This window comes from Methylobacterium sp. (assembly GCF_019745455.1).
In the GTDB taxonomy this organism is placed as follows: Bacteria; Pseudomonadota; Alphaproteobacteria; order Rhizobiales; family Beijerinckiaceae; genus Methylobacterium.
Window position 1 is genome coordinate 1 of sequence record NZ_JAIETD010000172.1, and the last position, 12,150, is coordinate 12,150.

12 protein-coding genes and 1 pseudogene are annotated in these 12,150 nt (G+C 68.3%); 5 read left to right on the plus strand and 8 right to left on the minus strand.

All coding sequences use genetic code 11. The features are described from left to right. Nucleotides 1-1,399: 1,399 nt before the first annotated feature. Together K2Y56_RS25700 and K2Y56_RS25705 are read left to right on the plus strand one after the other, a co-directional pair. Nucleotides 1,400-2,077 (plus strand): GNAT family N-acetyltransferase, encoded by a 678-nt coding sequence (locus K2Y56_RS25700; protein WP_292514830.1) that lies wholly within the window; start codon nt 1,400-1,402, stop codon nt 2,075-2,077. 520 nt (nt 2,078-2,597) lie between these two features. Then, nucleotides 2,598-2,897, plus strand: coding sequence for a DUF736 domain-containing protein (locus K2Y56_RS25705; RefSeq protein ID WP_292514832.1), 300 nt, complete (start codon nt 2,598-2,600; stop codon nt 2,895-2,897). 260 nt (nt 2,898-3,157) lie between these two features. Here the strand turns inward: K2Y56_RS25705 and K2Y56_RS25710 are convergent, their stop codons facing one another. From K2Y56_RS25710 to K2Y56_RS25735, 6 genes are all read right to left on the minus strand, one after another. Continuing rightward, on the minus strand, nt 3,158-3,508 hold the full coding sequence (locus tag K2Y56_RS25710) for a GNAT family N-acetyltransferase (protein WP_366849516.1): 351 nt from the start codon (nt 3,506-3,508) through the stop codon (nt 3,158-3,160). Between the two features lie 170 nt (nt 3,509-3,678). Further along, the gene (locus tag K2Y56_RS25715; RefSeq protein WP_292514838.1) at nt 3,679-3,993 is read right to left on the minus strand and encodes a DUF1778 domain-containing protein; all 315 of its coding nucleotides are present in this window, start codon (nt 3,991-3,993) and stop codon (nt 3,679-3,681) included. A gap of 348 nt (nt 3,994-4,341) precedes the next feature. Then, complete coding sequence (locus K2Y56_RS25720) at nt 4,342-4,542, minus strand: hypothetical protein (RefSeq protein WP_292514841.1); 201 nt, start codon at nt 4,540-4,542, stop codon at nt 4,342-4,344. A gap of 226 nt (nt 4,543-4,768) precedes the next feature. Next, nucleotides 4,769-5,404, minus strand: coding sequence for a DUF433 domain-containing protein (locus tag K2Y56_RS25725; RefSeq protein WP_292514844.1), 636 nt, complete (start codon nt 5,402-5,404; stop codon nt 4,769-4,771). 210 nt (nt 5,405-5,614) lie between these two features. Then, on the minus strand, nt 5,615-5,869 hold the full coding sequence (locus tag K2Y56_RS25730; RefSeq protein ID WP_292514847.1) for a WGR domain-containing protein: 255 nt from the start codon (nt 5,867-5,869) through the stop codon (nt 5,615-5,617). A 101-nt stretch (nt 5,870-5,970) separates the two neighbouring features. Then, nucleotides 5,971-7,011, minus strand: coding sequence for an RHE_PE00001 family protein (locus K2Y56_RS25735; protein ID WP_366849522.1), 1,041 nt, complete (start codon nt 7,009-7,011; stop codon nt 5,971-5,973). A gap of 165 nt (nt 7,012-7,176) precedes the next feature. On the opposite strand from K2Y56_RS25735, the gene K2Y56_RS25740 reads away from it, so the two are divergent. The 3 genes and pseudogenes from K2Y56_RS25740 to K2Y56_RS26635 form a co-directional block, all read left to right on the plus strand. Then, nucleotides 7,177-8,814, plus strand: a complete 1,638-nt coding sequence (locus K2Y56_RS25740; protein WP_292514849.1) for a transposase family protein — start codon at nt 7,177-7,179, stop codon at nt 8,812-8,814. A 5-nt stretch (nt 8,815-8,819) separates the two neighbouring features. Further along, a complete protein-coding gene (locus K2Y56_RS25745) occupies nt 8,820-9,710 on the plus strand; it encodes a TniB family NTP-binding protein (RefSeq protein ID WP_292514852.1) in 891 nt (296 codons plus the stop codon). A 50-nt stretch (nt 9,711-9,760) separates the two neighbouring features. Further along, nucleotides 9,761-10,123: pseudogene (locus K2Y56_RS26635) on the plus strand (TniQ family protein); the annotation flags it as partial. Between the two features lie 494 nt (nt 10,124-10,617). Here K2Y56_RS26635 and K2Y56_RS25755 read toward each other — a convergent pair. Beyond that, a complete protein-coding gene (locus K2Y56_RS25755) occupies nt 10,618-11,322 on the minus strand; it encodes an SMC-Scp complex subunit ScpB (RefSeq protein WP_292514857.1) in 705 nt (234 codons plus the stop codon). 2 nt (nt 11,323-11,324) lie between these two features. Further along, nucleotides 11,325-12,150 (minus strand): DUF1403 family protein (locus K2Y56_RS25760; protein WP_292514859.1); only part of this gene is annotated, 826 nt, incomplete at its 5' end.

The following is a 12,150-nucleotide window of genomic DNA, read 5'->3' on the forward strand; positions in this document are numbered from 1 at the left end:
CAGACCCTCGCCACCAAGCCCATCGATCAGCCGATTGACCTCGCAGCCTGAAACGATACCCTCATGTTATCGGAGATCGCGCCACGCCGAATTCCAACCACTTTTCGGACAGCACCGCGAGCGGGATCAGGCGTTGCAGGCGAACTGCACGGAGCAGAACGAAGCTCGCACCGGTGCGGCTCCGGAAGGCGGAAGTAACAATCGACGTGTCCAGAACCACTCGCAGCACAGCAAGAACATAACATCCCATACGATGTCACGCCAGAGGAGCCCCACGGTAGGCAGCCTGGCCGGCCGACTCCTGCCCGCCCGGCGGATACTCATCAGCCGCTCGGCTGCGCCTCGGAAGACCATCATTGGCGGTCTCAACCCGCATGTCGGCCAACTCCCCTGCGCCTAGCCGCGGGTCGGCAGCCCTGCCCGTTAGCGTTGGTGTCGGCTGAACGGCGGCTTCCTGTATGCCTCGATCACCGCTGTCCCGTTTAGGCCTCTTGGGAGCGGGAATCTCGGCCGGGACGGGGCGGTCGGGCTCGACCTGGCGGGCGGCTCTTTTCGATTCTGGGCAGCGCTGCAGTGGCGAAGTGCCGGGATGATGAGGCTCAGTTGTGGTTTGAGAGCTGTCCTGCTCGGGGCTTAACGCGGCCGCGACCGTGCGCGGGGGTAGGGCGGCGATTCGGCGATGTCCCGGTTCAGGGCGGGCGAGGCCTGGCCAGTGTCTCTCCTGAGCTGGTTCAGGGATGGGCACGCCCATGTCGCGGGCCTTGATTGGTGGGATCTGGCCGAGGTCCGGCTGCGCCTCGATCGCCTCCGCAACGGCGCGGGCCAACTATTTTCCCCTGCCAGACCCCCCCATGCGACAGGTCGCGCGGGGACCCGGGATCGGGCATTCCCCGCGGAACGAAACACCCGCCTTTGGCCCGTGCCGAAAGCTCCAGCCTCGCGCAACTCGACGACGGTGCGGATATTCGCCTCGAGGCTCGCGACCTGAGGTCGGGTCGTGAGAGCGCCCCCCGCGCCGCCCAGCGCGCCATCACCTCCACCGCCGGCGGCACCCCCCGCCGGCAGCACCACCAGCACCGGCCTGGGCGGGGGCAAGCGTCACGCTCGCACGCAGGAGCGCTGTTGCGAAAAGGGGAGCTCTCGTCTTGCTCATAAGCGCCTCCGAGATGGACCGGCGGCGGCGCTCTCAATGTCCTCTCTCCCAGGTCGCTCCGCGCGCCCCTTGGCATCGTGTGCAGTTGCACATGTTCCACGAAGGAGATGGCATCAGCGGAGTGAAGAGCTCAGGTTGCCGGGTGCTCCCTGTTAGCACATGGTTAACCATGTCCTGGCTTATGAACCTGGCCCGTTAGGCCAGATGCTGCGGTCTGGCGTGGGAGAAAGATGGCCAGGGGAGGCCATGGAAATCGAATACCGGGCCGCGGCGCCGCAAGACGCCGAAGCGCTCACGGACCTGATGCTCCAGGCCGGGGGCGACACCTTGCAGTTCGTGCTGGACGGACTCGCACCCGGCGTGAGTGCATGGGCGCTCTACGCTCACATGGTTTGCTCGACCGAGAGCGAATGCTCCTACCGACACTGCCTTGTGGCAGAGGTTGGCGCCGCCGTGGTGGGCATGGCGAACGCCTTCCCGACCGCCCGGCTCAGGGATGAGCCACACGCCTTTGCCCTGTCGCAGCGGGAAATCCACATCCGGCAACGAACCGAAGTACAGGACTGGGGCAGTTACTGTCTCAACAACATCGCCGTCGCTCCTCTCTTCCAGGGCCAGGGCATCGCCGCCAGGCTGATCGATCTGGTCGGCGAGAAAGCCCGATCGGAAGGGTTCGACCGCCTCACCCTGCATGTTTGGGGCGACAACGCGCGGGCCCGCAGCCTCTACCGGCGGAAAGGCTTCGAGGAGATCGGGTGGGCTGCCGTTGGCTGGCATCCTGCCCTGCCGCATGTGGGCGGGAGCTTGCTCATGCAGCTCTCCTTGGCGGCAGGCCGTCAACCGGCGGCAAGTGCTGCCGTTCAGGCTGTCGCTCCTCTGTCCAGGCGTTGCGACGACCGCTTGAATCCGCCCTGTGTGCCTTGATCACCGCTGTCCCGTTTAGGCCTCTCGGGTGCGGGAGTTTCCGCCGGGACCGGAGCGCTCGGGGCTTGGTCGGGGGGGCGGCTCCTTCTCGGTTCTGGGCGGCGGCGGGTCGAAGTGCTGGCGAGCGAAGGCCGGTGCGGGATCGCGAGGTTGTCCTGCTCGCACGGCTCAGGCGGGCTGTAAGCGAGGGTTCAGGCATTCCGGCGGTGTCCGGTTTAGGGGCGGGCCGAGGGGCTCGCCACGTCTCTCCTGGGAAAGGTTCAGGTGTCGGCACGCCCATGTCGCGGGCCTTGATTGGTGGGATCTGGCCGAGGTCCGGCTTCGCCTCGATCGCCTCCGCAACGGCGTCGTCGACTATTTTCCCCTGCCCTGCGGGCATTCCCCGCGGAACAAAATAGCCGCCTTTGGCCGTCCTCCGCTGCGCTGCGGCCCTGCGGGTGCGGGTCGATCGCCCCCGGCCTCTTCGATCCCATCAAGGCCGCGATGGGCGCGGCCGAGATGAACCCACGGAGAGACAGTCATGGCGATCATCGGCACCTTCACCCAGACCAACAACGGCCTCGCCGGCTCGGTCAAGACCCTCACCCTCAACGCCAAGGTCCGCTTCGTCCCGGTCGAGAAGGACAACGACAAGAGCCCTGACTTCCGGATCATCGCCGGCACCACCAACGTCGAGCTCGGCGCCGCCTGGAAGAAGACCTCGAAGGAAGGCCGGCCCTACACCTCGGTCAAGCTCGACGATCCGAGCTTCCCGGCCCCGATCTACGCCTCCCTGGTCGAGGCCGAGGACGGCGCCAGCAACCTGATCTGGTCCCGCTGAGCCGGACGGGGGGCGCCAAGCCCCCCTCCCCTTCCCTCTCGCGCTCTGGAGCCGGTCTCCCATCGCGACGCTCGCGGATCACAGCCGCTCGCTGACGGCGGCTCCGCGGCGGGGACCGTCAGGATGGCAGCCGCCGGCGCTCCACGCCGGCGATCCCACCAGAGCCGGCCCGGAGCGATTGAGATTACCGAGTGTAGCGTGCTCGCGGCACTCGCCCGGGCACGTTGCCGACTTGGAGCTCTCCTGAATCCAGGATGCGGTCAAGATGAGAACAGTGCAGCGATGCTGGCCATCGGCAGGAACAGCCGGTTCGGCTGATCCTGCAGGGGGGTAAAATCGTGATGCAGGTAGAACCGACGAGCCGCCTCATCCTTGGCATCGACGAGCACCGCCATCGACGCAATCTCGTTGCCCAGGCTCCGCCGCAGGGCGTCGAGGAGGAGCAAGCGACCGTAGCGCTGGTTCCGATGCCGCGCGTCCACCGCAAGCCGGCCGACAAGGGTCGCCGGCAACGTCGGGTACCGCGGCAAACGCTTTACGGTCGCCGGCGGCAGTTCGGCTGGCCTCACGGAGGCGTTGGACAGGGTATAGTAGCCGATTACAGCAGGCACGGGCGGAAAAACCAGAACGAACGGCGCGGCAACACGCCGACGCGCGTCCTGGCCAGCCTGGACGTGGAGATACCGATCCAGGGGCACGCTTCCAGATTGAAACGCCGTGCGATCGTGGTGCTCGGCTAAACGCTCGATGACGGGTCGCCGGCGCGGGCGGCTCCGTTCGCTCAAACGTCACCCATGGTCTGTTTGTACCAGGCAGCGGCCTCGCGCAGCTTCGGACCAGGGGCGCGTGGATTCAGCAGCGCGTCGATAAACAATTCCGAGTCGCGGACGCTGAGGTGGATCACCTCAAAGTCTTCGATTGTGCGCTTGGCTGCCTCCTGGACGCTCGACACGACGAAATCGGTCAGGCTGCGGCCTTGAAGATCGGCTGCACGCTGAAACATGGCCTTCTGCTCGCCGGTGATGCGAGCCTCCAGCCGCTCCGGACGGGCTCGTTGCGCCTGAGGCGCGCCCTTGCTTGCTGTCGATCGTGCCACCACCCGCTCCAGGATAGAAATGGGTATTCGGTGGAGAGATGTACGGCCAATTGCCGGATGTCAAGCTGGCAGTTGGATGTCGTGCGAACCACAAAGCTCGATCAGGTCTGGGCGTCGCCGCAGCTGGGTCCGGGCTCGACGCCGGCGATCCCACCAGAACCGGCCGGGACCCAGCAACACAGCAACGCCCCTTGGTGCTCCGGGGCTCCTTTCGGCGACCGCCGGTCGACACCGGCGGTCATTGCGGCTACTGCCAAGACGCGCTCAGGGACCAAAGGGCTGAAGCTGTCGGCGCGAACGCTGGCCGAGCCATAGAAGCGCGTCCACGTTTGTCATACGAATCGGGTCTCAGACGGTTTCGACGGCCGGGTCCTGGCGAAACGGGTTGAGCACCCGAACCCCGCAGCCGCGCACGTCGTCGACGTTGCGCGTCACCAGCACGAAACCATGCACGCGGGCGGTTGCCGCAAGCGCCCGGTCACGCTGGTTCTTGTCCTTCGCTCCGAGCAGCCGTGCCCACTCCGCCACGACTGCAGCGTCGGTCGGCACCACGCGTGATCCGTAGCCGCCTCGAGCGCATCCAACTCGGCGAGCTTCGCGGCGGCGAGGTCCGGGTCGCTCTTCTTCCGGCGCTCCCATCCACGCCGCTTCTCGAAGAACGTCATGGCGCTGATCCGCAGATCGCCCGAGTCGACGCCAGCGTACCAAGCGCGGACATTGGCGTTCCCGCTGGGGTGCAGTTCCCTCAGGACGTTCTCGTCCAGGAGGTAGACCGTCACGGGATGAGGCGGGGCGTCATCGGCTCGTCGTCGCTCTCGACGTCCCAGGCCCCCGACGCCGCCATGTCGCTCAGCATCCGCTTGAAGCTGCGCGCCGGTAGCGGTCGCCCGGTCTTCGGGTAGACCTTGGCGTACTCCACCCCAGCCTCCACCTGCTCGGCAGTCAGGCCCGGATAATCCTCGAGGATTTCAGCCACCGTCTGCCCTCGTTTCAGAGCGGCAAGCTCACAGACAGAGACGTTCGTGCCGCGCAGGACAGGCTCGGCTCCCGGGCGCAGGTCGACCAAGGCCTTCACCTCCGTAAGGCGCCGCAGCCGCTCGGCGATGCGCCGGTCGACATCGGCCAGCTTGAACTCCATGACGCCGAATTCCAGGCGGTGTGCATCCGGGGGCAGCCGGCGGATAGCCTCGTAAACCTTGCGACGGGCCGCCGGAGTCAGATCCTTCTCGACCTCGCCGGCGATCGCCAAGAACCGCAGCTCGGCTGGGCCGAGCTTGCGCAGCCGGGCCTTGCCGCGGCGCTGCGGCTTGGCCTTGATGACGCCGCGGTCGACAGCGCGGTTGATGGCCGTGCTGGACTGCCCCACCACGTATCCGGCCTCATTGAGGGTCAGGCTGACCGCACTTGCCATCTTGACCTCCGAATAAAGTCTCCCCAAGATAGAGATGACTTTGCGAGCGCTCAAGTGCCATTTCGGGTCTCAGCGGACGATCGCTTGGCCGTGGCCTCCTGGAGAGGGCTGCCCGACAATGGCTGTGCGATCCACCAGCACCGGCCGCGGGTCTCGTGCCACGGCTGCCAAAATGGGCCGAACACGTCGGAATGCATCCCAGTAGAAGGCTCAGGCGGGCGCCCGGACGGCGTAGCCGCGCCGCGATTTCCGACGCAGCCAATCCTCGAGCGCTTCGGCGGCTTTCACGCGATCCTCGAAGAGGTCGAGCCGCATGCGGCCGCGGTGGCTGATCCGGCCCCACTCGCGCACGAGCGCCGCCTCGCCGAATAGGGTCGGCTCGACAGAGAGGACGTAGAACCGCGCCATGTTCAAGGCCGGATCGCAGCGCTCGAGCACGAGCACTTGCAGCGTCGGATCGGACATGCGCCACCATCGCCCAGGGAATGACGCTGGTCCAATTCAAACGCTGAATCGGTCAGCGCCGAACGATTCACGTCCGTGATCGATTGGCAGGCCGGTCAGCCTCAGATGCCCCAGGCCCGGTAACGGCCTCGTCCGGTCGTCTCTCTCAACCCAAGCTCTGCCACGAGGTTTTGCGCCCCGCGCTGCGTGATCCCCAGTTCCTGGGCGATGAGGGCCGCGGTCACGATTGGCCGGGCGAGGACGAGCTCGATGAGTTTCGGGAGCTGCGAGGTCGAGCGCCTGCCGCGGAGCTTTCGTTCCAGCTGTGCTCGCGTCAGCATCAGGCGGTCATGCTCCTTCATCCCGATCTCCGCCGCTGCCGTGACCGCCTCAGCGAAAGCAAGCAGGCGGATGGTGCGATCGCGGCTGCGTCGGCGCTCTCGCGGAACGTGGCGCAGACCGACGTTTAGGCAGAGGAGATGGGCAGCTGTCTTTCCGCGCTCGCGTAGGACGGCGGAGACCAACAGCTGCCCGAGCCACCGGACATGCTGCAGCGGATCAAGGACCTGCCACGCTTCCAGTGACAGAGCGGCGGTTACCAACGGAGGGCGCTGTCGCGTGGCGTCCAGCGCTGAGCGCCACTCCTGCAGCCGGGCATCCTCGTTCCAATCGAGGTCGTAGACCAGCGGATCCCGCTCCCGCTTAGGCGCGAGCACGCCCTCTTGGAGGAGACGGGACGACCGGGCGAGAACAGCATCGATCGCGGCGAACTCCTTGCTCAAATCGTGCGATGGCGCTTCGTCGCGCTCCGGAGCGCCGTCGGAGTCCTGTTCGTCCACATCCTGGCCCTCGTCCTCATGCACTCGCCCTGACCCTCCTCGAGGATCCGGAGACGATGGACGACCACGGAGCTGCATGAGGCCGGCGGGGCTGAGCGCCCATTTGGGTTCCTTCCCTGCCACGAGGCGTCGGGCTCGTAAGACGGCGTGCGCGCGGGTGAGCTCGTGGGTCGGTGCCCGGATGTCCATCCCAGCGTCGTGGAGAACGAGGTCTTCGAGATGGACGAGTTCGCCGGCGAGCCACAACGAGGCGCAGGCATCGTGAAAGTGGGTGCGGCTTGCCCAGCCGCTTGCGACCGGACTGGCGCGCAGCCGCTCGTCCAGGCGGGCGAGGTGTCGCTTTCACGTCGCGACTTCAAGTCCGAGTCCGGTAATAATTCTGTGAGGATAGCGCGATAGTCCGGGCCTGCTTTTGGCTAGCGATTTCGATTCGGCGGGTGGTTTCAGGTGGGCAGAACCAAACGCAGGGAAGCGCTCAGAGGCCGCACGGTGCTCGTCGACGACGTTCGGGCCGAAGCCAAGCGGCAGGCACGGGAGCTCGACAAAGTCCTGGACGGATCGGACCCGCGGCGGACCTTGATCGCCCGAGCCGCCGCGGAACTCGATCTCACGACGCGGCAGATCTACAACCTGCTCAAACGCTACGCCCCCGAACGGACCATGAGCTCGCTCCTGCCCCACCGGCATGGACCGCGGGCCAAGCGGCTGAGCGAGCGCGTTGAGGGCATCATAGCCACAACCCTGCGCGAGCAGTGGCTCGTGCTCGAGGCGCCGCCGCTCAAGCCGGTCGTCGACGAGATCCGGGCGCGCTGCGCTGAGGCCGGCGAGCGTCCGCCGTCCTACGGCGGTGTGCAGCAGCGAATCCCGCGGCTGTTCGACGACGCGACTATCGCCAAGACGCGCTCGACCAACCCCGCCCATCTGCGCCGGCTCAAGGCGCGGCCGGGCTACATCACAGCCCCGCGCCCGCTGGCGGTCTGTCAGATAGACCACACGCCCGCCGACATCCACTTCGTCGAGGTGGTCGACGACACGGGCGCCTTCGTCGGCCGGCCCTACCTGACGCTCACGGTCGACGTCTTCTCGCGGGCGATCCTGGGCTTCTGCCTCACGCTGGAGAGGCCGAGCTCGCTCTCGGTCGCCCTGTGCATGGCGCAGGTGCTCTGCCCGAAGGACGACTGGCTCGCGGCGCGCGGCTTGAGCCTGTACGCTTGGCCGATGCTCGGCCGTCCCGAGACGCTCGTCGTGGACGGGGCCAAGGAGTTCAAGGGCAAGGCCTTCGCGCGCGGCTGCAGGGAGTACGGGATCTCGATCCGCCCCCGGCACCGGGGCAACGTCCACCAGGGCGGCGTGGTCGAGCGACTGCTCGGCAAGCTCAACGGGGTACTGCGGACGTTGCCGGGCCGCACGGGACGCTCCATCGCCGATCGCGACGGCTATCCCGCCGAGGAGAGGGCGTGCCTGACCTTCACCGATCTGGAGCGCTGCATCGCGCTCGCGATCCTCGACCACAACCGGCTGCCGATCGAGAAGACCCTGATCGTGCCGAACGACGAGTGGCGGGCTCAGAGCCATACTCTGACACGGCATAATGACGACCCATCTCAGGTGCTGATCAATTTCTTGCCGGGCGGTGAGCGCCGGCTCACCCCGCAAGGCGTGAGCGTCCACGCGATCGACTACTACGCCCCCTGGCTTGGCGAACTCGTCCCCGAGCGCGACCGCCTCGGCAAGCTCGAGATGCGGTATGATCCACGCGATCTCAGCCACATCTACCTGCGCCACCCCCGCAGCCTGGCGTTCCTGCCTCTCGGACGGCGGGATGGGCGGCTGACCCCGCTCACGCTTTGGGAGCACGAGCGCGACCGCGCCATGCGACGGGCGCTCGCAGGCGGGGGACCGCAGACCCGGGTCGAGCTCCGGCGCGCCATCCGGGCGATCGGAGCCCAGGCTCGGCGCCCAGCGGCAGGATCGACCGGCGCGTCAATGAGGAGCGAGCGGCGAGCCGCGGCGCGGGCGGCTCTCGCGGCCGCCGCGGCGAAGCCACGTCAGCTGGCACCCGAGGTATCGGCAGCGGCGGCGCATTCCGTTCGGCAACGACGCCTCCTTCCTGTCGAGGAGTGGTGAGCCGCATGGGCGATCACCTCCTCGATCACGTTCGGCCCTGGCTGGAGAAGACCCCCTCGGAGCGGATCGCCTTCATGCGCTCCCCGCGCTGGATCGCGTACAGCGCGGCACGGGCTGCCCTCGCGAGGCTGGAGGACCTGCTTGTGCGCCCCGCGTCGCTGCGCACGCAAGGCCTCCTGCTGGCCGGCCCATATGCCAACGGCAAGAGCATGATCGCGGAGCGCTTCGCGATCACTCATCTCCGGCGATGCCAAGCCGAAGATCGCCCTCAGCAGGTCTTCGTGGTGCAGACCCGGGAGGGCACGGGGCTGCTCAACTTCTACGGTGGGATTCTGACTGCGCTCGGGGCGCCGCAGACGCGGGTGCGCCACACCGCCGCCAAGGCCGAGCAGCTGGACCACCTGTTTCGGCAGTTGAGGCCGCGTGTCCTCATCTTCGACGAGTTCCACAACTGCCTGTGCGGCCGTACGCGTGATGTCGAGGGGATCTTTGCCGTGCTGCGCCGCTTCGGGCGCGAGTACGACATCTCGCCCGTGCTCGTCGGCGAGGTCGCGGTCTATGACTATATGCACCTGACCGACGAAATGGCGAGCCGCTTCACGCTCGCTCCCGTTCCGCGCTGGACTGACAACGAGGAGTATCTCGCGCTCCTCGACAGCCTGGAGGCCGCCTTGCCGTTGATGAGGCCATCCAACCTCTCCGACGAACGAACCGCGCGCGCCGTGTTCGCGCTTTCGGAGGGGCTCATCGGCGAGGTCGTCGGCCTCGTGACGCGGGCCGCGACGGCGGCGATCCGCGAGGGCAGCGAGCGGATCACCGCCGCGAGCATCGAGGCACTCGGCACCATTCCGCTCTCGCGTCGGCGAGGGTCGCCGCAGCGCGAGGCGCTGCTGTGAGCGCGCCTGAGCCGATCGCCATCGAGGTCCAACCGCGCTACCGCGAGCTGATGTCGGGCCGCTGGCCCGTTAAGATCGACCCTCATCCGGACGAGCTGCTGTCGAGCTGGGTCACCCGGCTTGCCCTGGGCAATGGCCTGCCGCCGAGAGCCCTTGGCTCCATACTCGGGCTCGGCTCAGGGCACTGGTCAGGTCGGCTCGATCTTGAGCCGCCGAGGAGCGTGTGCGCTGATCTCGCGCGCTGGACAGGTCTCGCGCCCGACCTCATCGCCGGTTTCACCCTTGGCGACGTCCACACCTTTCCGCTGCTGCTGCCGCTGCGCGCCGACATCCCTGCGCGCCGGCATGGCCGCCGGCAGGCAACCTGGCTGCAGTTCTGCCCGCACTGCCTGACCGCTGACGAGACGACTTACTTTCGGAGGGAGTGGCGGTTCGCGACCACGGTCGCCTGCGTTCGGCACCGACGGCGCCTGCTCGACCGCTGTCCGGTCTGCCGGCAAGGTCTCGCGCCGGGGTCTCAAGCCGCACGGCTGCCGCAGCACGTCTGCGCGACCTGCGGCTTCGACCTGCGTCTCGCCGAGGCGCCGCGGCTTGGACCGACGGCGCGCCGCGCGGCCGCAGCCCTCGCGATGCTCGGCCGTTCGTGGGGACACGATGCCGCCGTCACGAAGGCGATCCTGGGCTTACCGTCTCGGCTCCGCCGGCCCTATCCCCAGCCCTTCACCGCCCTCTCCGTCTCGGCGCGCGTGCTCTGCCTGATGCGACTGTCGCCTGAGGTCCAGGCGCTCCGCGACGCGGTGCGGCCGCCCGCTCCCCGGGCCCCGAAAGCTCCGGCCGCCCTGTCCTGTGCCGCCCCGCTATGGGAGCTGCTCGCGGCGTATCGCGATGTCCAGCTCCGACGCCAAGCTCAATCCTCGAAGGGCGGTGCGGCGGCCTCAGAGAGCTCGGCGTCGTCCCTCATCAGCCCCAGCACCTCGTCGAGATCGTCGGGAGCCGAGTCGACGGGCGCGCCGCGCTCCAGAAGCCCTGCCGCCTCGAGCGCCTCGATGTCGGGCAGATCGCGCAGGGAGGCGAGCCCGAACAGGGACAGGAACGCGCTCGTCGTCACGTAGGTGAGCGGGGCGCCGATCGCCGGCATACGCGGCCCCGCAGCGACGAGATCGAGCCGTTTCAGCCGGGCGATCGTATCCCGACTGACCTCCTTGCCGAGAAGCCGCGACAGCTCCGCCCGCGTCACCGGCTGCAGGTAGGCGATCGCCGTGACGACCAGGTTTTCGGTCGGGGTCAGGGCCGGTCCATCATCATCGTCGTCGCCCCGTCCGCGGGCCGAGCGGATCGCGTCGGCGAAGCGGCCCCGCGTTCGGTGCTGCCACCCGCCGGCGACGAACACGAGCTCGTAGGGGCGCGCGCGCAGCTCATCCTGGATGTCGGCCAAAAGCTCGTCGAGCCGGCACTCCGGGCCGACCAGTTGGGCAAGCGTTTCGCGCGGCACGGGCGTCGGGGACGCGAATATCACCGCCTCCACCCGGCCCATCCACTCGCGCCAGCGCGCCTCGTGCGGCAGCTCGCCGAGCTCCGGGTCGAACAGCGCCCTTTTCCTCGCCCGCGCCATGTCTAGAGCCCGTAGAGCCGGAAGGTGGGCCGGCCGGTCAGCTCGCGGATGGCCCCGAGGCTCGCCAGGCGCTCGAGGAAGCGGCGCGCGGCGCGATCGGAGCCGAGCTCTTTCAGCGCCGTCGCCGCGACCGCATCGTCGGCGAGGAGTGCGCCGATGCCGGTCCCGCTGGCTCGGGTCCGGATCTTGCCAGCGACCGCAACAAGGCGGTCGGCATGGCGGGCGAGGTCGACGGCGCGGGCGTGGGCCGCCGCTGCTGCATGGGCATAAGCCGCGTGGCAGGCGGTCGCCCAGCCCGGATCGCCGGCGCGAAGCCGGCGCCGCTCCGGCCCTGATTTCGAGGACGGATGCAGGATCGCGGTGGCGAGCAGCGGCACGGGCACGGCCCAGCCGAGTTTTTGGGCAAGGGCGACGTCGGCCAGCATTAGACCCAAAATCTCATCGTCGAGGCCTTGTGCGGCCGCGGTCGCCAACTCCGCCGCGGCGGCGATCGGGCTCCCCTGCCCCACCCCGAGCCCCTCAAGCAGGTTGTCCGCCGGAGCCAGACCGAGGTTGTGCACCACCCGGGCCATCGAAGCTGGGTCCAGGCGCGCCGGTCGCGTGGCCAGGGCGCGCCAGGCGCGATGGAGACGCCCGGCCGGGCCGGGGTCGTCTCCCGGTCGGGTCAGGTGGTGCGCGTCGCGCAAGGCTGCCTCGTCCTCGCGCAGGCGCAAGAGGCGCGCCGACACGGCCGCGGCGGCGAGCGCCTGGCGCAGGCGAAGCGCCCCGAGCCAGGGCGGATCGGCGCGGACGATCTGGTCGAGGGCGAACAGGGCCGCGCCGGCCGCA

Coding starts and splice junctions, on each gene's coding strand:
- K2Y56_RS25755 (WP_292514857.1), bottom strand. CDS start 11,322: ATGGCGCGGGCGAGGAAAAGGGCGCTGTTCGACCCGGAGCTCGGCGAG.
- K2Y56_RS25700 (WP_292514830.1), top strand. CDS start 1,400: ATGGAAATCGAATACCGGGCCGCGGCGCCGCAAGACGCCGAAGCGCTC.
- K2Y56_RS25725 (WP_292514844.1), bottom strand. CDS start 5,404: ATGGCAAGTGCGGTCAGCCTGACCCTCAATGAGGCCGGATACGTGGTG.
- K2Y56_RS25705 (WP_292514832.1), top strand. CDS start 2,598: ATGGCGATCATCGGCACCTTCACCCAGACCAACAACGGCCTCGCCGGC.
- K2Y56_RS25745 (WP_292514852.1), top strand. CDS start 8,820: ATGGGCGATCACCTCCTCGATCACGTTCGGCCCTGGCTGGAGAAGACC.
- K2Y56_RS25730 (WP_292514847.1), bottom strand. CDS start 5,869: ATGTCCGATCCGACGCTGCAAGTGCTCGTGCTCGAGCGCTGCGATCCG.